Source organism: Sphingomonas sp. LHG3406-1 (genome assembly GCF_029637485.1).
In the GTDB taxonomy this organism is placed as follows: Bacteria; Pseudomonadota; Alphaproteobacteria; order Sphingomonadales; family Sphingomonadaceae; genus Sphingomicrobium.
Window position 1 is genome coordinate 2,692,296 of the sequence record NZ_CP069128.1, and the last position, 20,236, is coordinate 2,712,531.

Genomic DNA, 20,236 nt, shown 5'->3' on the forward strand with positions numbered 1-20,236 from the left:
CCGGCGAACAAAGGTGATGATCGGCTTGATCCGGGGATCAGAACGACGTCGAGTCACTATTCGGCCTGGCCATACTTGCTTTCAATGAAGCGCCCCTGGGTGCTGAATGCATCGACGTCGCGCTTCGCCAGCCGCTCGCTTACTTCACTAAGAGCGGTGCGGCTGGCAGCTAGTCCCTCGACCAGCCGCTGGTCCACCGTTTTGCCTTCCGCATCCGCCTCGCTCCGGTAGGCGGGCGGCACGTTGGCATAGCGATCGATGAGGCCGGGCAGGTGGACACTCATCAGTCGCCGGGCGTCCTGTGCGTCGGGATCGAGGAGATCGACCCGCTCCAAGGTCTGCTTCAGTGTCGTCAGTTCTGCCGTGATCTGGTCGAGCACCGGCTGCGCCGGAGCGGGTAGGGCGCGGCGGGTACGATAGAGGAAGCTGTCGAACCGCTGTACCATCTCGCCGTTCGGTATGTCCTGCGGCACGGTCGGAAGTGTCGTCTCCTCGCGGCTGCCCCAGAAGAAGAGCAGGCCGGCGATGGCGATTGCCAGGCCCACCGCCGCAAGGAAGCCGAACATGCCGATCGGCGTCACTACGCCTACCACGATCGTCAGTATGCTGATCGTCAGGAGAGCCAGCACTGCATTGCGGGTCGCGCGGCCGTAGCGGCGCAGCTTACGTTGCCGCTCGCGCCGGGCCTGCATCGCGACCGGTCCTTCGCGCTCGTCGATGACGGTCATGACCCGTTCGAACCGGGCCAGCGCCTTGGTAACCTTGGCGTCGGTCTCGGTCACTTGGCGTCGAGCGGGGTGAAGGCGGGTGCCGAATCGAGCTTGGCCTGATTGGCGCCTTCGGCACGGGCGATGTAGCCGCGGCTCTTCTCCACTTCGGTCCCGAGCGTGTTGACCGTTTGCTTCATGTTCTCGAGCGCCTTCAGCTTGAAGCTGTCGATCGAGTCCATCGTGTCGTAGATGTTCTGGAAGGCCCGCTGCAGCGTCTCGAGCGGGATGGTCGAGCTCGCCGCCTGCTCGTGGATCGCGGCCGACTGGGTCTTGAGCATCGTGCCGGTCGACTCGATCATGCCCGCCGTCGTCGTGTTGAGCGCACCGATCTGCTCCAGCACCAGCTTCTGGTTGGTCAAAGCCTGGGCGACCGTCACCGCCGTCCGCAAGGCCGCGACGGTGGTCGTGGACGCCCGGTCGACGCCCTTCACCAGCTCGACGTTGTTCTTCTTGACGATGTCGAGGGCCAGATAACCCTGCACCGTCACCGCCATCTGCGTCAGCAGGTCGGTGGTGCGCTGGCGAGTGTAGAAAAGCGCGGTCTCGCGGATCGCCTTGGCCTTGGCCGGCTCCGTGGCATCGAGGCTAAGCGCCGTCTCCTCGAGCTTGGCATCGAGCGCCTTGGAGATGTGGATCATCTGCTCGAGCTTGTGCATCGTCTTCCACAAGTTCGCGCGCTCGGTGTCGATGGCGGCATTGTCCATCAGCAGCTCGTCCTTGCCGCTCTGCAGCCTGGCGAGGATCGCGCTGATGTGGCTCTGCGCGCTCTGATACTGGCGGAAATAGCCCTTGATCGAGTTGCCGAAGGGAATGAGGCCGAACAGCTTGCGGCCGGGGGACAGCGCGCCGTTGCGCTTGGGATCGAGCGCTTCGACCGTGGTCCGCAATTGCGTGAGATCCGCGCCGATGCCGGTGTCGCTGTCGATTGCTTTCACCGGGCGGTCGAGAAAGCGGTTCGACGCGCCGGCCGCCTCGGCGATCTCCTTGCGGCCCATGGCGGTCAGCTGATCGACCTTCTTGCCGAATTCCGGCGAATTGCTGTCGAGCGCGACGAGTTCGCCGACGAAGCTGTCGACCTTCTTCTCGAGCTCGGTCCGTTCGCCGTCCTTGAGCGGCACAAGGCCGGCCGCTTCCTGGGGGAGCACGGGCTGGAGCACCGCCGGCGGGTCCAGCTTGAGCTTCGTCGCCGTGGCAATCTGGGTCTCGGTCGCGTCGGTAGCCATCATTCTCCCCTTCTCTGGCCAGCATGGCGGGAGGCCCTGTCTGGCGCAAGAAGCTTGGGTGTATTGTAAGAGTGATACAGCCCCGCTTCAAGCGGTAGGACGTGGTCAAGGAACCGTTAACCGCGTCTTCGAGGGTTTCGCTTACTTTGTTCCAGCTAGGAACGCGCCGAGCGAACTCCTTTTTTCTTACGCGAGAGAGTCCATGCTGCGACTGCTGAAGAAGCTCCGGCGCGACGAGCGCGGGAATATCCTAATCATCACTGCCGCGGCGATGCCGATGCTGATCGGCCTCGCCGGACTGGCTACCGATACCATCCAGTGGGCTCTCTGGAAGCGTCAGCTGCAGCGCGCCGCCGACTCGGCCGCGATCGCCGGTGTCTACGAGCGTAACGCGACCCCGCTCGGTGCGACGACGACCGTCAAGCAGGCCGTCAACCGCGACCTCACTCTGAACCAGCATGCTGGCAGCCTCCTCGAGGAGGCGGAGCTGGAGCTGGACATCGCGGATACGCCGGCACCCGACCGCCGGATCAACCAGGTAGGGGTGACCCTGAAGCTTCAGAAGGGACTTCCCTTCAGCAGCTTCTTCATGCCGACGGCTCCGATCATTCGGGTGCGCGCGGTCGCCGCCAGCGTTCCGGGCGCCGGCGAATATTGCGTCATCGCGCTCGACGATCGGGACGTCACCGGCGCCGACATCGGCGGCAGCACGACGGTGGATCTTGGCGACTGCTGCCTGATCGCCAATTCGACCCACGCCAACGAGGCGTTCAAGAACACCGGTGCCGGCTCCACGGTGAAGGCGGGCTGCATCGCGGCCGTGGGCGGCGTGCAATATTCGAAGTCGCCGAACTGGCAGGTGAAGAACTACTTCCCGTACAGCGAGCCGGCGGCCGATCCGTACGCCAATCTTCCCTCGCCCAAGCCGGAAGACTGCACTTCCAGCAATACCATCACCATGTCCTCCCAGCAGAAGGACTATCCGATCGATCGGAGTTCGACCGACGACGGTCAGACCATCTGCATCAATGGAGGGTTCGAGGTGAAGGGTCACCTCACGCTGGGTGCCGGCACCTACATCATCAACACCAACGGTCCCAACGACGACCTGACGATGAATGCCACGGACACCAGCATCACCTGTGATGGCTGCACCATCATCCTCACCAATCTCACCGATCCTACCAAGACCGGCAACTTCCGACTGACCGGCGGAACGCTCGATCTCAAGGCGCCGACAGCGCTTGACGCGCCCTATCGCGGGGTCGCGCTCTATCAGGATCGGCGGGCAGTGGACGACGGCAAGCGTGGCACCAATCATGTCAACGGCAACAACACCAGTGGCATCCAGGGCGTGATGTACATGCCGGGCAGATCGCTGCTCTATAACGGTGGCGGCGGCGTTGCGCAGAACAAGTGCATGCAGCTGATTGCGAAGCGCGTCGACTTCACCGGAAACAGCGGGTTCAAGATGGGCAGCCTGTGCGGTGATGCCGGGCTGACCGGACACAGTGGCGGCGGCTGGCTGGTGAGGCTGGTATCGTGATGCGCCGGCTTGCTCGAAATCTCGCGGGCGACGATGCCGGGGCTGCCATCATCGAACTGGCCTTGGCGGCACCGATCCTTGCGCTGATGATCATGGGCACCGCCGACATCGCGCTGGCCTACAGCCGCAAGCTCGCGCTCGAACAGGGTGCGCAGCGTGCGGTCGAGAAGGTCATGCAGACGACCCAGCTGAAGCAGGTTCAGACAACAATCGCGGATGAAGTCGCCATACAGGCGAAGGTCGATGCCAGCCGGGTCACGGTGACCTTCCCGAAATATTGCGATGGCCGCTTGTTGCCTGACCTGGGCAGGGACGACGACGGATTCGCCAAAGGGGAATGCGATCCCGACGAGACTCCGGCCCATTACATCCAGGTCGTCGTGACGGACGAGTACAAGCCTTTGTTCCCGACGCTCCACTTGGGCACGAAGCTCTCCAACGGGAAGTACCGCGTCATCGCTCAGGCAGGGATGAGAACCAAATGAAGATGCCGTCCATGATCCGCGACGATCGCGGCGCGACCACGGTCGAGCTTGCATTCGCCTTCCCCATCTTCATCGTGATGGTGTGGATGATGGTCCAGTTCGGCCTGGTGTTCCGGGCCAATTCGGGCATTCAGCACAGCCTCGGGCAGGGCGCGCGCTATGCGACGCTCTATCCGACCCCGACGGACGAGCAGATCGACGCCAAGATGGACGAGGCGGTTTACGGTATCGGACCGGGCACCTTCACCACCAAGGTGACCGACGTTCCGGCCGAGGGCTACAAGGACCTCGAGGTTACTTACACCCAGGCGACCAATCTTCTGCTGTTTGCTGGACCGAACATCAGCATCAGTAAGTCCAAGCGCGTTTGGGTGGCCGGCGGCATTCGCGGTGGCAGCAGCAGCGGTGGCAGCAGTGGCGGCAGCAGCGGAGGCGGCTCGACCGATCCGACGCCACCGAGCACGGACCCCTCCGTTCCGCCGCCGACTCCGGACCCGACTCCGGACCCGACGCCGACTCCGACGCCGACTCCGACGCCGACCCCGGATCCGACGCCGACTCCGGATCCGACGCCGACCCCGACCCCGACTCCGACCCCGGATCCGACGCCAACCCCTGGCAACGGTAACGGCAATGGCAATGGCAATGTCAGCTGCACGAAGAAGAACGGCAAAAGCTGCTAGGGGCGGGCACCACGTGCCGCGAAGAAGGCCATGATCGCACTCCTGACCTCTTCGGAGGTCAGGCGCTCGGAGAAATGGCCATTTTCAAGGTCCATGCGCTCCAGCACGTCTTCATGCTGCGCACCGCGAAGCAGGCGCTGTGTCAGCCGTAGCGCCTGCGGCGGTCGGGCGAGTAGCGCAGCGACCACCTCGTCCACCGTCTCGGACAAGCCGCCAGCTTGCGCGCGATGAGTGACGAGGCCGAATCGCTCCGCCTCATCGACTCCGAAGGGCTCCCCGATAAGCAGATATTTGGCAGCCAGCTGGCGTCCGGCAAGCCGCGGCAGGATGAGCGAACTGGCCGCTTCCGGAACCAGGCCAAGCTCGGTGAACGGCATCTTGAAGCGCGTGCCCTCCTCGGCGACTACCAGATCGCAATGGAACAGCATGGTGGTGCCGATGCCGATCGCATTGCCGTGTACCGCCGCGACCAAGGGCACCTGGTTGGTCGCGAGTGCCTTCAGCAGGCGCCAGACCGGAATGTCGGTTTGCCCATCCTGCGGAAGCTCGTTCATGAAGTCGGCGAGATCGTTGCCGCCGGTAAAGTCGACACCTTCACCCTCGAGCGTGATGACGCGGATCTCGGGATCATCCTGCGCTCCGGCGATGGCATCGGCGAGAGCGGCGTACATGGCCACCGTAATGGCGTTGCGCCGGTCCGGCCGGTTCAGGAGAAGGCGGAGGTGAGCGCCCTTGCGCTCGGTTCTGACATGCTCGGTCATGGACCCGTCTCTGCCTTGCCGCTAAGCGACACGCAACTGCAGCCCAAGGACGGTACCCTCCCATGAAGTTCTTCGCCGACACCGCCGACATCGCCGATATCCGCGAGCTGATGGACACTGGCCTGCTCGATGGTGTGACCACCAATCCCAGCCTGGTGAAGAAGTCGGGCGGCCACTTCATCGAGACCGTGACCGAGATCGCGAGGATCTGCCCCGGACCGGTGTCGGCCGAGGTGGTGGCGCTCGACCATGCCGAGATGATGCGCGAGGCCGAGGTGCTCCGGAAGATCGCCGACAACATCACCATCAAGGTCCCGCTCACCCTCGACGGGCTCAAGACCTGCAAGGCGCTGACCAGCGAAGGCACGATGGTCAATGTGACCCTCTGCTTCTCAGCAAACCAGGCGCTGCTCGCGGCCAAGGCGGGCGCAACCTTCATCTCGCCCTTTGTTGGCCGCCACGACGACGTCGGTTACCCTGGCATGGAGCTGATCGCCGATATTCGGATGATCTACGACAATTACGACTTCGGGACCGAGATCCTGGTGGCGAGCGTGCGCAACCCGATCCACGTGCACGAAAGTGCGAAGCTGGGTGCCGACGTGATGACCGCGCCGCCAGCCGTCATCAAGGCGCTTTTCAACCATCCGCTGACTGACAAGGGCATCGCGTCCTTCCTCAAGGACTGGGAAGCGACCGGCCAGAAGATCGGCTGATTCGGTCGCCGCGGGAAGGCACTGGACGTTAACCTTCGTCCGCCTACACTCGCGACATGGGTAAGCTCCTCTCGTTCGAGGATCATGCGTTGACGCGTCTGCGCGCGCGCGTTGCTGCTGCGGAAGAGGCGCGGGAAGACCTGCTCGCCTTTGCGCGTGGCCAGTCCGGCGCGGTTGCCGCCATCCACCAGGCGGTGCTCGCCGCGCTGGAGGCGAGCGACTTCGATCATCTTCTCCACGTCGTGGTGCAGGAATGGCCGCTCATCCTGGGCCTCGATGCGGTGGCGCTGGGGCTGATCGTCGGTGATCGTGGCTTCCGCGTCGACAGTTCGGGCATACAGCATTGCGAAGCGGCCTTGCTCCGTCAGTGGATCGACCGGGCCGAATCAGTCGAACTGCGCACTGTGGAACGGGGCCATGCCCTTTTCGGGCCCGCGTCCGACCTGATCGGGGCGGAAGCTCTGATCCGGCTGCCTGATGCACTGCCCGAAGCCATTCTCCTCCTCGGGCAGCGCGGCGCCCAGTCGCTCGATGGTCGTCATGGCTCTGAACTGCTGCTGTTCCTCGGCGTCAGCCTCGCCGCTATACTGCGGCGGTGGACGATCAATCCCTGACCGAAGGCGCGCGGGCGCTCGTCGTCCGCTTCGACTCGACGCTTCGGCTCGATCGGCGGCGCAGCCCGCATACGGCACGCGCCTATGTCGCGACCGCGCACCGCTTCATCGCCTTTCTTGAGAGCTATCGCGGCGGGCCTGTCGGGCCGCAGCATTTCGGCGCGATCGAGGCTGTCGATCTCCGCGCCTATCTGGCGCAGCGCCGGGGCGAGGGGCTCGGTCCCTCGTCGGCGGCGCGCGAGATGTCGGCCGTGCGTGCCTTTCTTCGCTTCGCGGCCGAACAGCAGGGCACCCCTGCTGCGTTGCCGCGGGTGAAGGCGCCCAAGCGCCCGCGTACACTCCCGCGCCCTGCCGCACCCGGCGATGCCCTCGCGCTTGCCGAGGAGACGGGGGCACTGGCGAAGGAGCCTTGGATCGCCGCCCGCGACACGGCGCTTCTGCTGCTTCTCTACGGCTCGGGCCTGCGCATTTCCGAAGCCCTGTCCTTGCCCGCGCGCACGCATCCGCTCGGCAGCACCGTCCGGGTCATCGGCAAGCGCAACAAGACGCGGGTGGTGCCGGTGCTTCCGCTCGTGGCGGCCGCCGTCGCCGACTATGTCCGGCTGTGCCCCTGGCCGCTGGCCGGGGTGGAGCCGCTGTTCCGCGGAGCGAAGGGTGGGCCGTTGAGTGCCGATGTCGTCCGGAGAGCGGTCGCTGCCGCCCGCCGGGTCCTCGGCCTCGACGATCGCATCACACCGCATGCACTGCGGCACAGCTTCGCCACACACCTGCTTGCCGGCGGCGCCGACCTCCGGACTCTGCAGGAGCTGCTTGGCCACGCGAGCCTGTCATCAACCCAGATCTACACGGCCGTGGACGCTGCCCACTTGCTGGACGTCTGGCGACACGCGCATCCGAGGGCCTGAGGGGAGCTGTCGAGGCGTCCGGTAGTGTGGGGATCTACCGGCCGCCTCGACAGGAATGACCTAGGCCCCCGCAGCCTTAACAAGGTGCTAAATAGCTGAAATGGTTACAAGGCATCGGCAGAAAAGCGCCGTGGCCACTTCCATCTTGGATCAATTTGTCGCGCGGTAGCGGATCACGCGCCAGACATAGCCAAGCACCAGCGTCACCAGGATGGCATTGCTGACCGGGCCGAGCCAGGTGTCGACCTCGCTGAACTGCTCGCGCAGCTTGAAGCCGGCATAGGCAAGCGCCGAGGTCCAGCCGGCAGTGCCGATCGTCGAGGCGACGAAGAAGGTCTTGAATCGCATTTTTAGGAGGCCGGCCGGGACAGAGACCAGGCTCCGCACCGTCGGCAGCATTCGGCCCAGGAAGACGAAAAAAGTGCCGTTCTGCCGGAACCAGCGCTCGGCCCGCTGCACTTCTTCCCAGTCCATCGTCAGCCAACGACCATAGCGATCGATCAGCGGCTTCAGCCTGATGATCCCGAGCGCACGGGCGGCGAGATACCAGACGATGTTGCCGAGCATTGCTCCGGCGGTGCCCGAGGCGATCACCCAGCCAAGGCTGAGCTGCCCTTTGGCGGCGGCGACCCCGGCGACCGGCATGATCACCTCCGACGGGATCGGCGGAAAGATGGTCTCGAGGAACATAAGGAAGCCGACGCCGAGGTAACCCGACTGCTCGATCATGCGGATGACCCAGTCACCCACGCGCGTCGGCCTCGAGCTTCGCCTCGATCGCGTCCCAGATCAGACCGGCACTGTTGATGCCCTCGAAGGCGTCGAGCGCGACCAGCCCGGTCGGGGAGGTGACGTTGATTTCGGTCAGCATGCCGCCAATCACGTCGATGCCGACGAACAGCAGGCCGCGCTTCCGCAACTCCGGCCCGAGCGCCGCGCAGATCTCGCGCTCGCGCTCGCTCAATGCTGTCTGGTGGGCGGTGCCACCAGCGGCAAGGTTGGATCGGATCTCGCCCTTGCCGGGAACGCGGTTGATGGCGCCGATCGGCTCTCCATCGACGAGGATGATGCGCTTGTCGCCTTCGGTCACGGCAGGGAGAAAGGCCTGAGCGATGAAGGGTTCCTTCCACGTCTCCGAGAAGAGCTCGGCGAGCGCGCGGAGGTTCGATCCGTCGTGACCGATACGGAACACCGCCGCGCCGGCATTGCCGTGAAGCGGCTTCAGCACGATCTCGCCATGCTTGGCGTGGAAGGCGTGGAGCTCCTCCATGCTGCGCGTGATCAGGGTCGGCGGCATGAAGCGTGCGAAGTCGAGGACGAACAGTTTCTCGGGCGCGCTTCGGACGTTGGCTGGATCGTTGATCACGAGCGTCTTGCCGGCGAGCCGCTCAAGCAGGTGGGCGGCGGTGATGTAGGCGATGTCGAATGGCGGATCCTGCCGCATCAGGACGACGTCGACCTCGTCCTCGAGATCGATCACGAGCGGCTCTTCGGCATGGAAGTGGTCGCCCTCGACGCGCTGAACGGTGACCGGCCGTGCAAGCGCGCGGAGCCGGCCATCCTCATAGGTCAGCGCTTCGGCACGATACTCGAACAGGCGATGGCCGCGTGCCTGCGCTTCAAGCATCAGGGCGAAGGTGGAATCGCCGGCGATGCCGATCAATTCGAGCGGGTCCATCTGTACCGCGACGGTCAAGCGCATGAAGGCTCCGAGGAAGGCTGGGCAGCCCCCTTAGTCGGGCTGCCGTCCGCTGTCATCCTTGCCAGACGTCGACGAGGTGGCGGGGCAAGTGTCCCGGGACGATGTGAATGACGTCGATCCGCACCGTGTCGGCATCGCCGAGGAAACGGGGGACCAGCAGCTCGGACGCCGCGGCGACCCGCTGCAAGCGGCGCTGGTCGAGCGAGATCTCGACTGCTTCGCGGGTCGCACGCGCCTTCACCTCGATGAAGGCCAGCACGTTGCCCCGCCTGGCGACCAGGTCGACCTCCCCGACGGGCGTGCGCACCCGCTCGCCGAGGATGGTCCAGCCCTTCACCCGCAGGAACCAGGCCGCCATCGCCTCCGCTCGCCGTCCCCGACGTTCGGCTTCCGCCCGGTCAGGCCGGGCGCCGCTCAGCGGCCGAGCTCCAGGGCCCGCTCATAGGCAAGCTTCCGTTTGATTCCGAGCCGGGCAGCGACGCTGGCAGCCGCACGACTGGGGCTCTCGCCGGCCTGCATCGCCGCGCGCAGTGCCGCATCGAGGTCGTCGCTGGTCGGTTCGGGCGCACCGGCGAGCGGACCGACCACGATCACGATCTCCCCCTTCGGCGCGGCATCGGCATAGCGATCCGCAAGCTGGGTGAGGGTGCCTGTGACGCACTCTTCGTGGAACTTGGTCAGCTCGCGGGCGACCGCGGCCTCCCGGTCGCCAAGCCCGGCGGCAAGCGCGGCCAGGCTCGCGCCGAGCCTCGGGCCGCTCTCGTAGAGGACGAGGCTGGCCCGCACCGCCGCCACTTCGGCGATGGCCTCGGCCCGCGACTTCTCCTTCGGCGGGAGGAAGCCAAGAAAGAGGAAGCGATCGGTCGGCAGGCCCGCCAATGTCAGCGCCGCGATGGCTGCGCAGGGTCCGGGAAGGGTGAAAATCTCGTGGCCCGCGGCCCTTGCCTCGCGCACGAGCTTGAAACCCGGATCGCTGATGAGCGGCGTGCCCGCATCGCTGACCAGCGCAATCGCCTCGCTACCAAGACGCGCGACGATGGCGGTCCGGTCGGCGGCATCGCTATGGTCGTTGTAGGTGCGCATGGGCACCGAAGCGCCGGCATGCATGAGGAGACGGGTGGTTACCCTCTTGTCCTCGGCCAGCACCAGGGAACAGCTGCGCAGCAGTTCGGCGGCACGCGGCGTGAGGTCCCCAAGATTGCCGATCGGGGTCGCGACGATGTAAAGGCCAGGCGTCGGGGGTGTGGACATGGATATATTGAACGTCATGGCATTCTCGCATGAGGCCGCACAAGGCCGTCGCAACTTTCTCTTCGCAGCCATCGGCGCGGCACTGCTCGCCGGCTGCGCCACTGGACCCGTGACACGGCCAATCCCGGCCACTCCGGTTGGAACCAACAAGGTGGCGGTGCTGGTGCCGCTGAGCGGTCCCGACGCGGCGGTCGGGCGGGCGCTCGGCAACGCGGCGAAGCTCGCCCTATTCGACAGCGGCGGCAAGGCATTCGAACTGACCCTCTACGACACGGCGGCGGGCGGCGCGGCCGCCGCGGCCGGCCAGGCGATTGCGGCCGACCACGGCCTGATCCTCGGGCCGCTGAGAGCCGACGAGGTCGAGCGCGTGGCTCCGGTCGCCCGTCAGGCGCGAGTGCCGGTGATTGCCTTCTCCAACGACGTGAGTGCCGCCGCGCCGGGCGCCTACATCCTTGGCTTCACCCCTGGCCAGGCTGTCGAGCGGGTGGTCGCGCAGGCTGCAGGTGCCGGAGCCCGCCGCTTCGCCGCGCTCGCGCCTGCGGGCGTCTACGGACAACGCTCGGTCCAGGCGCTCGCGGCAGCCGCCCAGCGCGCCGGTGGGCAGGTGGTAGCCGTCGAGAGCTATTCCGGCCCAGGTGGCGTTCGGGCCGCGGCAGCCCGGCTTGCCGGCAGGCCGCATGATGCCGTCTTGATCGCCGATGGTCCTCGTGTCGCGACGCTCGCCGCTCCGGCCCTCCGGCCCGGCACCCGCATCCTCGGCACAGAGTTGTGGGCCGCCGGCAATCCCGGCTCGACGCCGCGGCTTCGCGGTGCCTGGTATGCTGCGCCGACACAGGGGCGGTGGGCGCAGTTCGTGCAGCGTTATCGCGCGCGCTACCCGGGCCAGGGCGAGCCACCGCGCATCGCCAGCCTTGGCTATGATTCGGTGCTGCTGGCGGTGCGGGCATCGCGCAGCTGGGCGCCGGGTCGGCGCTTTCCGCTCGGTGCCATCGACGACCGCGAGGGCTTCGCCGGGGTCGACGGCATTTTCCGGTTTCGCAGCGACAATGTCGCGCAGCGCGCCTTCGAAGTGCGGCAGGTGACCGCCGGCGGCTCGACCCTCGTGTCAGCGGCGCCGAGCAGCTTCTGATTGGGGCTTTTCAAGCCGCAGTTCCCGAGTCATCCTGCTGTCACAGACAGTCGAGGGAGCTTCGGGGATGCTCACGGGAATGATGTTTGTCGCCGCCGCAGCGGCGATGCAGGCGGACGGGTCGGCGCAGCGCAAGGCGCTTCTGGTCTGCCTTCGGGGTACGGTCGCCAAGGCGGAAGCCGACAAGAAGGCGCCAGGCGATTTCGAAGGCATAGCGCGGGCGTCATGCGCGTCCGAGTTGAACGCCTTCCGCTCGACCCTAGTGGCGATCGACCTTCGCAACGGTCGCCCGAAGAGGCCAGCGGAGGCGGACGCGGACCAGCAGATCGCCGACTATATGACCAACTTCTCGGAGCGGCTGGTCGCCGACGGCGGCTGAGGATCGGCGATCAGGCCGAGGATGGTGTCGAGCAGCAGGCGGCCGGCGGCCGTCGTGCGGAGCCGGTTGCCCGCCCACTCCAGATGACCGCTGGCAACGAGCCGCTCGACGGCGCGGTCGTCGAGCAGGCGTTCAAGGCCGAACCGTAAGGCGATGACGGCGGGGTCGATGCCCTCGGCAAGCCGAAGGCCCATGACCAAGGCCTCATCGGCTGCCTCAATGGAGGAGAGCGGCGCCTCTTCGGCCATGCCTTGGCCATTGCGGACAAGGCCGGCGAGGAAGTTCTCGGGCTTCCGGTGGCGCACGGTGCGGAGGCCATGCCGCCGCCCGTGGGCGCCCGGGCCGACGCCGACATAATCGCCATAACGCCAATAGGTGAGGTTGTGCCGGCTCTCCTCGCCGGGGCGGGCGTGGTTGCTGATCTCGTAGGCAGGAATGCCGGCGGCCTCGGTGGTGGCGGCGGTCAGCTCGAACAGGTCGGCGGAGGCTTCGGGGTCGAGCGGCTGGAGCTTGCCGGCGGCGTGGAGGGCGGCGAAGCGCGTGCCGGGTTCGATGGTGAGCTGATAAAGCGAAAGGTGGCCGGTACCGAAGCCCAGGGCCCGGTTCAGCATGGCGGTCCAGGCATCGGCGGTCTGGCCGGGGAGGGCATAGATGAGGTCGAAGGAGACGCGAGCGAAGTGGCGCTGCGCGATCTCGAGCGCGGCAATGCCTTCGCCCGCGGAATGGGCGCGGCCAAGGAAGTGCAGGGCCTGATCGTCGAGCGACTGGAGGCCGAGGCTGACCCGGTTGACGCCGGCTGCGGCGAGATCGGCGAAGCGCTCGGCCTCGACCGAGGAGGGATTGGCCTCGAGGGTGACTTCCAGGCCGTCGGCGGCGGGCCAGTGAGTGGTGGTGGCCTCGATCAGCGCCTCGGCGGTGGCGGGCGCCATCAGCGAGGGCGTTCCGCCGCCGAAGAAGATGCTGGTCAGCCGCCGGCCGGGCAGCAGTGCGGCTTCATGGGCGAGATCGGCAAGCAGCGCCTTGCGCCAGGCCTGCTGGTCGATGGCGTCGCGAACATGGCTATTGAAGTCGCAATAGGGACATTTGCTGACGCAGAAGGGCCAGTGAATGTAGAGGGCGAGGTCTCCCCCTCCCGCTTGCGGGAGGGGAGTTACTGGCCGAGCCATTCCACCAGCAGTTCGAACGCTTTGGCCCGGTGACTCATCGCATGCTTGGCCTCGGGCTCCATCTCCCCGAAGGTCCGCTCGTGGCCGTGGGGGACGAAGATGGGATCGTAGCCAAAGCCATTGTCCCCACGCGGCGGCCATACGAGGTGGCCGAAAACCTTGCCTTCGAAGGTCTCGGTGCGGCCGTCGGGCCAGGCGAGCGAGAGGGCGCAGGTGAAGTGGGCGTCGCGGCCGGCCTCGGGACCGGCGGCGTCGAGCGCGGCCTCGACCTTTTCCATCGCACGGCCGAAGTCGCGCTTGCCGGCTTCGTCCTCGGCCCAGCGGGCGGAGTGGATGCCGGGCTCGCCGTTCAGCGCATCGACGCTGAGGCCGCTATCGTCGGACAGGGCCGGAAGGCCGCTCGAGTCGGCGGCGGCGCGGGCCTTCAGTTCGGCATTGGCGACGAAGCTGGTGCCGGTTTCCTCGGGCTCGGGCAGGTCGAGCTCGGCGGCGCCGAGGCATTCGATGCCGAACGGCGCCACCAGCGCGCGAATTTCGCGCAGCTTGCCTTCGTTGTGGGTCGCGATGACCAGCTTCGGCCCGATCGGGGTCACCGACCGCAGGCCTTGCGCTGCGCTTCGAAGATGTCGCCGCAGCCGATGCGGGCGAGGCGGAGAAGGCGGAGCAGGCCTTCCTCGTCGAAGGTCGCGCCTTCGGCGGTGAGCTGCGCCTCGACAATGGCGCCATCGGCAGTGAGGACAAAATTGCCGTCGCTGCCCGCGTTCGAATCCTCAATATAGTCGAGATCGAGCACGGCGGTGCCGTTGTGGAAGCCGCTGCTGACGGCAGCGACCTGGGTGCGGATCGGGTCGGCGCTGAGCTTGTCCATGATGCCGTCGACTGCGAGGCGAAGGGCTACCCAGGCGCCCGAGATGGCAGCGGTGCGGGTGCCCCCGTCGGCCTGGATGACGTCGCAATCGAGGACGATCTGGCGCTCGCCGAGCAGGCCAAGGTCGGTCACGGCGCGTAAGGAGCGGCCGATCAGGCGCTGGATCTCCTGGGTTCGGCCGGACTGCTTGCCCTTGGCCGCCTCACGCGCGCCGCGGGTGTGGGTGGCGCGGGGGAGCATGCCATATTCGGCGGTGACCCATCCCTGGCCCTTGCCGCGGAGGAAGGGCGGGACCTTTTCCTCGAGGCTGGCGGTGACCAGTACGCGCGTGTCGCCGAAGCTGACGAGGCACGAGCCTTCGGCATGGCGGGTGAAGCCGGGCTCGAAGCGGAGCTCGCGCATCTGGTCGGGGGCGCGGCCGGATGGGCGCATGGGATCATTCTCCTTGTGACGTTTGCGCCGCCCTTAGCCTTATGTCCGCGCTCGCAGGAAGGAAAAAGGCATATCGTCCAGTTCGTCCAGTTGTTCAGAAATGGACGGTGAGGTCGTGCGGATGCGGGTGGTGCAAGCGGGCGGATGGCATCGAAGCCATATGACACAAGCGAGAGCTGTAGGACAGGATGGCGAACGTGCCCCGCGTTCGCGTCCGCGGGGATGACGGGTGGTGGAAGGGCGATTACATGATGCCCATGAGCCCGCCGCTGCCCGAACTGACGACCAGGATGCGCGACATCTTCGGGCTGGTGGTCGAGGCCTATCTCGACCGCGGGCAGCCGGTGGGATCGAAGACGCTGACCCATGCGGTCAACCTGTCGCCGGCCTCGATCCGCTCGGTGCTGGCCGAGCTGGAGGGCAGGGGGCTGCTCACCCATCCGCATACGTCGGCGGGGCGGGTGCCGACCGAAAGCGGGCTGCGCCTGTTCGTCGACGGGATCATGCAGAGTCACCTGCCGAGCGCGGAGGAGCGCGCCACGATCGAGGGGCAGGTGCGCGGCCGGCCGCTGGAAGAGGCACTGGCCAACGCGACCGCGGCGCTGTCCGGCCTGTCCGCCTGCGCGGGCGTGGTCGTCGCGCCCAAGATCGAGCGGCGGCTTCGCCAGCTCGCCTTCGTGCCGCTGGGCCAGGGGCAGGCGCTGGCGGTGATCGTCGGCGAGGATGGCAGCGTCGAGAACAGGGTGATCGGCCTTCCGCCCGGCATGACTGCGCCGGCCTTGGGCGAGGTCGCCAACTATGTCACCGGGCGCCTGTCCGGCCTGACGCTTAGCGAGGCGGAGTCGCGGCTTCGGGCCGAGATGGTCGAGCAGCGGGCGGCGCTCGACCAGGCGGCGGCCGAGCTGGTCGCGACCGGGCTCGCCGAGTGGCGGGAAGACCAGTCGGCGCGGCCGGTGCTGATCGTGCGCGGCCAGGCCAACCTCCTCGACGAGGCGGCGGCCGAGGATCTGGAGCGGGTCCGGCGGCTGCTCGGCGAGCTCGAGGACCGGCAGGAGATCGTCCGGCTGCTGGAAAGCGCTCGCGAGGGCGAGGGCTGCCGGATCTTCATCGGCTCGGAGAACCGGATGTTCGCACTGTCCGGATCGAGCGTCATCGCGGCGCCCTATCGCGGGAGCGAAGGCCGCGTGGTCGGCGTTGTGGGGGTGATCGGGCCGACGCGGTTGAACTATGCGCGGATCGTTCCCATGGTGGACTATACGGCGCAAGCACTCACACGATTGATGGGATAGGAATGGACAAGCTTCACGACGAGGCCGAGGAAATTCGTGCGGAAACGGCGGCGGAGAGCCCCGAACTGCAGGAGCATGACCGGCTGGCCGAGCTTCAGAAGGCACTGGAAGAAGCCGAGCAGAAGGCGCTCTATGCAGCGGCCGAGGTGCAGAATGTGCGCCGCCGCGCCGAGCAGGAGCGGGTCCAGGCGGTCGCCTACGCGAACACCGGCTTTGCCCGCGACATGCTGAGCGTGAAGGACAATCTCGACCGGGCGCTGGGCCATGTGCCGGAGGGCGCGCGCGAAGACGAACGGTTCAAGGCGTTCATCGAGGGCATCGAGGCGACCGCACGCGAGCTGGACGCGGTGTTCGGCCGCAATGGGGTCAGCCGGGTAGAGGCCAAGGGCCTGCCGCTCGACCCCAACCGCCACCAGGCGATGATCGAAATGCCGTCGGACGCCGAGCCGGGGACGGTCGTCGAGGAGATGCAGGCCGGCTACGTGCTGAAGGACCGGCTGCTGCGGCCTGCGCTGGTTGGGGTGGCGCGCAAGCCCTGAACTAGATCACTTCCCTTTTCTGGACCGTGCCCTTGCTGGCAAGGTTGAAACGGGGATCTGGCTGCTTGCCGTCAAGCGTCAGTTCTGCGGCCATGCGGCCGACTTCGGGGCCGTGCTTGAAGCCGTGGCCGGAGCCGCCGCCGACGAGGATGATGCGCGGCTCGTCAGGGTGCGGGGCGATGAGGAAGTCGCCGTTGGAGCTGTTCTCGTACTGGCAGACCTCGGCCGTCGCGAGCTGGGCATTGCGCAGGCGCGGAAAGCGGCGGTCGCGGAAGGCGACGACCTCGGCGAGCGCCTTGTCGGTGAAGCGCCGGTCCTGCGTCTGGGGATCCACCACGGCGCCGTGGGCGTCATGGGCGAACTTGACGCCTTTACCCTCGAGATCGGGGAAGCCGTAGAAGACGTCGCCATTGTTGAAGTCGGCCCAGCCGGGCATCCGGGCCGGCGTGAACCAGGGGTCGCCTGCGGGCGGCACGAAGGTGAATACCTCCTGCCGGGTGGCGACAATGCGCTGGCCGAGCAATCGGGGGAAGAGCTTGGGCAGCCACGGCCCGAGCGCCAGCACGATCCGGTCGGCGGCGGGATAGTCGCCGGTGCCGTCGATCCGGCGCTGCTCGAACTGGCCGCCCGCCCCAAGGAAGCGATGAACGAGGGTCTGGATCGCCCGCCTGGCCATCAGCGCGCCGAAGCGCGGCTCGAACATGCCGCCCTGGACGCCGTCGAAGGCGATCATCGGGAAGCGGGCGGCAAGCGCCGAGCGGTCGAGCGACTCGGTTGGGAGGCCGAGGCGGCGGTGCACGTCGAGGCTGGCGAGCAGATAGGAAAGGTCGTTCTGGAAGAAGAAGAGGACTCCGTGGGGGACGAGGATGGGCAGGCCCGAGGCGCGGCTCAGCGACTGCCATTCGGACAGGCTGGCAAGCGCCATTCGGGCGTAGATCTCGTCCTTGCCGTAGCCGGCGCGGGTCATGCGCGATTCACCACCCGAGCTGGAGCGGCTGTGACCCGGGCTCCAGGCGTCGACCAGCGTCACCCTGGCGCCGCGGCGGCGGAGCTGCTCGGCGGTCCAGCTGCCGAATACGCCGGCGCCGACCACGGTCACTCGCGGCGCCGAGCCGCGGCGCTGGGCCGGAAGGATCGCCGGCGCCGAAACGGCGACGCCGCCCGCTCCGAGGAGGAGCGAGCGGCGCGTGACGTTCAGCTCAGGCGGCGCGCCCGAAGGCGTGCCGCGCTTGCTCACCGGCCGAACTTCTGCCGGAGGGTGATGCCGATCTCCCGCGGACGGCCGATGTTGTAGCCGAGACGGGCACGGCCACCGCGCTCGCGGTCGAAGGAGAGCAGGGCATTCTCGTCGAACAGGTTGTTGGCGTAGAGCTGGATGCCGAGCCCGCTGTCGAAATCGACGCCCGCCGAGAGGTTGACGAGGCTGTAGGCAGGCAGCTTGAGGTCCACGACGGTGGCACCGGTGCCGGTCGCGCCGTTGAACGGCAGGCCCGAGACGAAGCTTCGCGGATTGTTCTCCTGGTCGGCCGGCTGCGTGTACCGATTGCCGACGCGCTGCCAGCTGGCCGAGACGAAGAAGTCGCCATTGTCGGTCAGGCGGGTGCCGTAGCTGGCAGAGACCGCGAACTGATATTTGGGCACGCTTGGCAGGCGGTTGCCGTCACGGATGCCGGTCGCCGCGGCGAGGGCGCCGGGAAGGGTGGTGTCGAACTCCGCCTGCACGAGGCTGCCGGCGAAGCCAAGGTCGAGGCCGGCGAGCGGACGGAGGTTGAATTCCGCCTCGACGCCCTTGGTGTGGGCCTTGTCGACGTTGAACACGACGCGGCTCGAGCAACTGCCCGCGTCGAGCGTCACCTGGAGGTTCTTGATGTCGGTATAGAAGGCGGCCGTGTTGAAGGTGACCGGACCCTTGCTGTACTTGACGCCCGCTTCGTAGTTCCAGAGCGACTCGTCGTCATAATTCTGGAAACCGCCGAACAGCGCCTCGTCCTGGTCGTTGCAGAGCGGGATGTTGAGCGGATCGTTGACGCCGCCGAGACGGAAGCCCTTGGCGGCCTGCACGTTCACCGAAAGGTTGCGGTTCGGTTCCCATGTGACGATCGCGCGCGGGCTGAAGCCGTTCGACTTGGTCTTGTCACCAATGCGGCGGTCGCCATTGGCGAACAGGCCGCCCGAGATGAAGTCGCGGCTTTCCGAGAAGTCGTAATAGCGGCCGCCGACGGTGACCTTGACCTGGCCGAGGTCGTAGCTCGCCTCGCCGAACACCGCCTTCTGCTTGATGTCATAGGGCAGGTCGGCATTGTAGGGCGAGTTGGCGGGAAAGCCGTTGGCAATATCGGCCGCGGTCACCGGGACGTCCGGGGTCGGTGCCGGATTGTCCACGAGGCAGTCGGTCGGATCCGCAGCGCAGTTGGCGGCGAACCAGGCGTTGGTGGCGGCATCATAGCCCGGGGTGGGCAGGCGCTGCGCATAGACGCGGTCGACCTTCGAGATGAAGCCGCCGAGCACCCATTGCAGCGGACCGCTGTCGGTTGAGGAGAGGCGGACTTCCTGGCTCCACTGCTTGAGATCGGTGTTGTCGCGCAGGTTGGACGGCAGGTTCACCGCGGCGGTCGGGAAGCCGAGATCGACCGAGACCGAGCCGGTCAGCGCCGAGGCGTCGCGGCTGACGAGGATGTCGCGCTTGATGTAGCTGGTGACGCTGGTCAGTTCGACCCCGCCGAAGTCCGCGGACGCGGTCAGGTCAAACAGGCGGGTGCGGTCCTTGAAGCGCTCGCGCAGCAGAAGATACTGCTGGCGCTCGTCGTAGATGCGGCCCGGACTGGTGAAGACGTTCGAGTAGAGGTTGAAGATTTCCTGGCGGTTGAAGCCGTCCGCCTCGATCACCTGGTAGACCGCGCGCGGCGTGACCTTCACCGCCTCGACCGGCTGCCACAGCAGCGAGACGCGGAGGCCGGTGCGGTCGCCGTCGTTGATGTCCTCGCCGCCGGCCGGGCCGACGGCATCGACGAAGCCGGCGAAGTTGGTGCGGTAGCCGACCGCGCGGATCGCCACCTTGTCGCCGAGCGGCAAGTTGACCGCGCCCTTGACGTGACCGCCGCTGCCGCCGCCGCTGAGGCTGTTGAGATTGGCTTCGACCAGGCCTTCCATGCGGCCGAGTTGGGGCTGGTTGGTGATGTAGCGGATGGTGCCGCCGACGCTGCCGGAGCCGAACAGGGTGCCCTGCGGACCGCGGAGCGTCTCGACTCGGTTCAGGTCGAACAGGTCGAAGTCGGGGGTGAAGAGCGACAGCGAGACAACGCTCTCGTCGAGATACACACCGACCTGCTCCTTCACGCCGGGCTGGTCGCGGACGATCTGGCCGGCGGAAACGCCGCGCACGCTGACCTGGCTTTGGCCCGGCCCGAGGTTCTGAACCTGCAGGCCGGCGACGTTGCGGCTGATGTCCTCGATGGTGCCGGCATTCGCGCGCTGAATGTCTTCCTGCGTCTGGGCGTTGATCGAGAAGGGGACGTCCTGAACCGTCGAGGCACGCTTGGTCGCCGTGACGATGATGTCGCCGAGCGAGCGCTCGTCAGCGTCCGGAGTCGGATCGGAGACGGTGCTGCTGACGGCCTGCGCCTGCTGCTCCTGGCTGGTCTGGGCTGCCGCCGGGAAGGCGACGGCGAAAGTGGCGGCGGTCGCCAGCAGGCTGCGACGGGCGGAAGAGTTCAGGCGCATGGTTCTTGACCCCCATTTGTCGTTGTGGGGAAGAAACTAACCTTTCTGCCGAATCTTC

General features: G+C 66.9%; 22 protein-coding genes. 10 read left to right on the top strand and 12 right to left on the bottom strand.

What is annotated here, in order from left to right; all coding sequences use genetic code 11:
* Positions 1-56: 56 nt before the first annotated feature.
* Both JOY29_RS13200 and JOY29_RS13205 read right to left on the bottom strand, forming a co-directional pair.
* The gene (locus JOY29_RS13200) at positions 57-782 is read right to left on the bottom strand and encodes a hypothetical protein (protein WP_300973999.1); all 726 of its coding nucleotides are present in this window, start codon (positions 780-782) and stop codon (positions 57-59) included.
* Entirely contained in the window at positions 779-1,993 is a 1,215-nt protein-coding gene (locus tag JOY29_RS13205) for a toxic anion resistance protein (RefSeq protein WP_300974000.1), read from the bottom strand. The genes JOY29_RS13200 and JOY29_RS13205 overlap by 4 nt, the downstream gene beginning before the upstream one ends.
* Before the next feature lie 202 nt (positions 1,994-2,195).
* Here JOY29_RS13205 and JOY29_RS13210 point away from each other — a divergent pair, with 202 nt between their 5' ends.
* Genes JOY29_RS13210 through JOY29_RS13220 form a run of 3 tightly spaced genes read left to right on the top strand, consistent with a single transcriptional unit; the run spans position 2,196 to position 4,707 of the window.
* Positions 2,196-3,539 carry a pilus assembly protein TadG-related protein gene (locus tag JOY29_RS13210; RefSeq protein ID WP_300974001.1) on the top strand — a complete coding sequence of 448 codons (1,344 nt, stop codon included), beginning with the start codon at positions 2,196-2,198 and terminating at the stop codon, positions 3,537-3,539.
* A complete protein-coding gene (locus tag JOY29_RS13215) occupies positions 3,539-4,024 on the top strand; it encodes a TadE/TadG family type IV pilus assembly protein (protein ID WP_300975548.1) in 486 nt (161 codons plus the stop codon). The genes JOY29_RS13210 and JOY29_RS13215 overlap by 1 nt, the downstream gene beginning before the upstream one ends.
* Positions 4,021-4,707: a TadE/TadG family type IV pilus assembly protein gene (locus JOY29_RS13220; protein ID WP_300974002.1), complete on the top strand. Its 687-nt coding sequence runs from the start codon at positions 4,021-4,023 to the stop codon at positions 4,705-4,707. Before JOY29_RS13215 ends, JOY29_RS13220 begins: the two co-directional genes overlap by 4 nt.
* On the opposite strand, the gene JOY29_RS13225 is transcribed toward JOY29_RS13220, so the two are convergent.
* The gene (locus tag JOY29_RS13225) at positions 4,704-5,468 is read right to left on the bottom strand and encodes an enoyl-CoA hydratase-related protein (protein ID WP_300974003.1); all 765 of its coding nucleotides are present in this window, start codon (positions 5,466-5,468) and stop codon (positions 4,704-4,706) included. The genes JOY29_RS13220 and JOY29_RS13225 overlap by 4 nt on opposite strands.
* A 62-nt stretch (positions 5,469-5,530) precedes the next feature.
* On the opposite strand from JOY29_RS13225, the gene fsa reads away from it, so the two are divergent.
* The 3 genes from fsa to JOY29_RS13240 are packed head-to-tail and all read left to right on the top strand — an operon-like array spanning position 5,531 to position 7,703.
* On the top strand, positions 5,531-6,184 hold the full coding sequence (fsa, locus tag JOY29_RS13230; RefSeq protein ID WP_300974004.1) for a fructose-6-phosphate aldolase: 654 nt from the start codon (positions 5,531-5,533) through the stop codon (positions 6,182-6,184).
* Positions 6,185-6,240: 56 nt separating this feature from the next.
* A complete protein-coding gene (locus JOY29_RS13235; RefSeq protein WP_300974005.1) occupies positions 6,241-6,798 on the top strand; it encodes a DUF484 family protein in 558 nt (185 codons plus the stop codon).
* Entirely contained in the window at positions 6,795-7,703 is a 909-nt protein-coding gene (locus JOY29_RS13240) for a tyrosine recombinase XerC (protein WP_300975549.1), read from the top strand. Before JOY29_RS13235 ends, JOY29_RS13240 begins: the two co-directional genes overlap by 4 nt.
* Positions 7,704-7,853: 150 nt before the next feature.
* On the opposite strand, the gene JOY29_RS13245 is transcribed toward JOY29_RS13240, so the two are convergent.
* The 4 genes from JOY29_RS13245 to rsmI are packed head-to-tail and all read right to left on the bottom strand — an operon-like array spanning position 7,854 to position 10,656.
* The gene (locus tag JOY29_RS13245; RefSeq protein ID WP_300974006.1) at positions 7,854-8,453 is read right to left on the bottom strand and encodes a DedA family protein; all 600 of its coding nucleotides are present in this window, start codon (positions 8,451-8,453) and stop codon (positions 7,854-7,856) included.
* Positions 8,446-9,405, bottom strand: coding sequence for a glutathione synthase (gene gshB / locus JOY29_RS13250; RefSeq protein WP_300974007.1), 960 nt, complete (start codon positions 9,403-9,405; stop codon positions 8,446-8,448). Before gshB ends, JOY29_RS13245 begins: the two co-directional genes overlap by 8 nt.
* A gap of 52 nt (positions 9,406-9,457) precedes the next feature.
* Complete coding sequence (locus JOY29_RS13255) at positions 9,458-9,823, bottom strand: YraN family protein (protein WP_300975550.1); 366 nt, start codon at positions 9,821-9,823, stop codon at positions 9,458-9,460.
* Positions 9,820-10,656 carry a 16S rRNA (cytidine(1402)-2'-O)-methyltransferase gene (gene rsmI / locus JOY29_RS13260; protein ID WP_300974008.1) on the bottom strand — a complete coding sequence of 279 codons (837 nt, stop codon included), beginning with the start codon at positions 10,654-10,656 and terminating at the stop codon, positions 9,820-9,822. The genes JOY29_RS13255 and rsmI overlap by 4 nt, the downstream gene beginning before the upstream one ends.
* Here rsmI and JOY29_RS13265 point away from each other — a divergent pair.
* Complete coding sequence (locus tag JOY29_RS13265) at positions 10,655-11,785, top strand: penicillin-binding protein activator (protein ID WP_300974009.1); 1,131 nt, start codon at positions 10,655-10,657, stop codon at positions 11,783-11,785. The genes rsmI and JOY29_RS13265 overlap by 2 nt on opposite strands.
* A 67-nt stretch (positions 11,786-11,852) precedes the next feature.
* Positions 11,853-12,164, top strand: coding sequence for a hypothetical protein (locus JOY29_RS13270; protein WP_300974010.1), 312 nt, complete (start codon positions 11,853-11,855; stop codon positions 12,162-12,164).
* On the opposite strand, the gene hemW is transcribed toward JOY29_RS13270, so the two are convergent.
* Genes hemW through rph form a run of 3 tightly spaced genes read right to left on the bottom strand, consistent with a single transcriptional unit; the run spans position 12,119 to position 14,630 of the window.
* Positions 12,119-13,330: a radical SAM family heme chaperone HemW gene (gene hemW / locus JOY29_RS13275; RefSeq protein WP_300974011.1), complete on the bottom strand. Its 1,212-nt coding sequence runs from the start codon at positions 13,328-13,330 to the stop codon at positions 12,119-12,121. The genes JOY29_RS13270 and hemW overlap by 46 nt on opposite strands.
* Positions 13,315-13,932 (bottom strand): RdgB/HAM1 family non-canonical purine NTP pyrophosphatase, encoded by a 618-nt coding sequence (gene rdgB / locus JOY29_RS13280; protein ID WP_300975551.1) that lies wholly within the window; start codon positions 13,930-13,932, stop codon positions 13,315-13,317. Before rdgB ends, hemW begins: the two co-directional genes overlap by 16 nt.
* Entirely contained in the window at positions 13,920-14,630 is a 711-nt protein-coding gene (rph, locus tag JOY29_RS13285) for a ribonuclease PH (RefSeq protein WP_300974012.1), read from the bottom strand. Before rph ends, rdgB begins: the two co-directional genes overlap by 13 nt.
* A gap of 257 nt (positions 14,631-14,887) precedes the next feature.
* Here rph and hrcA point away from each other — a divergent pair, with 257 nt between their 5' ends.
* Positions 14,888-15,919: a heat-inducible transcriptional repressor HrcA gene (hrcA, locus tag JOY29_RS13290; RefSeq protein ID WP_300975552.1), complete on the top strand. Its 1,032-nt coding sequence runs from the start codon at positions 14,888-14,890 to the stop codon at positions 15,917-15,919.
* A 2-nt stretch (positions 15,920-15,921) separates the two neighbouring features.
* Positions 15,922-16,458, top strand: coding sequence for a nucleotide exchange factor GrpE (gene grpE, locus JOY29_RS13295; protein WP_300974013.1), 537 nt, complete (start codon positions 15,922-15,924; stop codon positions 16,456-16,458).
* Between the two features lies 1 nt (position 16,459).
* Here the strand turns inward: grpE and JOY29_RS13300 are convergent, their stop codons facing one another.
* Both JOY29_RS13300 and JOY29_RS13305 read right to left on the bottom strand, forming a co-directional pair.
* Complete coding sequence (locus tag JOY29_RS13300) at positions 16,460-17,695, bottom strand: FAD-dependent oxidoreductase (protein ID WP_300974014.1); 1,236 nt, start codon at positions 17,693-17,695, stop codon at positions 16,460-16,462.
* Positions 17,692-20,178, bottom strand: coding sequence for a TonB-dependent receptor (locus JOY29_RS13305; protein ID WP_300974015.1), 2,487 nt, complete (start codon positions 20,176-20,178; stop codon positions 17,692-17,694). The genes JOY29_RS13300 and JOY29_RS13305 overlap by 4 nt, the downstream gene beginning before the upstream one ends.
* Between the last annotated feature and the right edge of the window lie 58 nt (positions 20,179-20,236).

Bases quoted from the DNA above. Each gene is read 5' to 3' on its own strand.
- gshB (WP_300974007.1), bottom strand. From the start codon at position 9,405: ATGCGCTTGACCGTCGCGGTACAGATGGACCCGCTCGAATTGATCGGC.
- rsmI (WP_300974008.1), bottom strand. From the start codon at position 10,656: ATGTCCACACCCCCGACGCCTGGCCTTTACATCGTCGCGACCCCGATC.
- JOY29_RS13225 (WP_300974003.1), bottom strand. From the start codon at position 5,468: ATGACCGAGCATGTCAGAACCGAGCGCAAGGGCGCTCACCTCCGCCTT.
- JOY29_RS13210 (WP_300974001.1), top strand. From the start codon at position 2,196: ATGCTGCGACTGCTGAAGAAGCTCCGGCGCGACGAGCGCGGGAATATC.
- rph (WP_300974012.1), bottom strand. From the start codon at position 14,630: ATGCGCCCATCCGGCCGCGCCCCCGACCAGATGCGCGAGCTCCGCTTC.
- hemW (WP_300974011.1), bottom strand. From the start codon at position 13,330: ATGGCTCGGCCAGTAACTCCCCTCCCGCAAGCGGGAGGGGGAGACCTC.
- JOY29_RS13270 (WP_300974010.1), top strand. From the start codon at position 11,853: ATGCTCACGGGAATGATGTTTGTCGCCGCCGCAGCGGCGATGCAGGCG.
- JOY29_RS13235 (WP_300974005.1), top strand. From the start codon at position 6,241: ATGGGTAAGCTCCTCTCGTTCGAGGATCATGCGTTGACGCGTCTGCGC.
- JOY29_RS13215 (WP_300975548.1), top strand. From the start codon at position 3,539: ATGCGCCGGCTTGCTCGAAATCTCGCGGGCGACGATGCCGGGGCTGCC.
- JOY29_RS13305 (WP_300974015.1), bottom strand. From the start codon at position 20,178: ATGCGCCTGAACTCTTCCGCCCGTCGCAGCCTGCTGGCGACCGCCGCC.
- JOY29_RS13265 (WP_300974009.1), top strand. From the start codon at position 10,655: ATGGATATATTGAACGTCATGGCATTCTCGCATGAGGCCGCACAAGGC.
- JOY29_RS13205 (WP_300974000.1), bottom strand. From the start codon at position 1,993: ATGGCTACCGACGCGACCGAGACCCAGATTGCCACGGCGACGAAGCTC.
- grpE (WP_300974013.1), top strand. From the start codon at position 15,922: ATGGACAAGCTTCACGACGAGGCCGAGGAAATTCGTGCGGAAACGGCG.
- JOY29_RS13220 (WP_300974002.1), top strand. From the start codon at position 4,021: ATGAAGATGCCGTCCATGATCCGCGACGATCGCGGCGCGACCACGGTC.
- hrcA (WP_300975552.1), top strand. From the start codon at position 14,888: ATGAGCCCGCCGCTGCCCGAACTGACGACCAGGATGCGCGACATCTTC.
- fsa (WP_300974004.1), top strand. From the start codon at position 5,531: ATGAAGTTCTTCGCCGACACCGCCGACATCGCCGATATCCGCGAGCTG.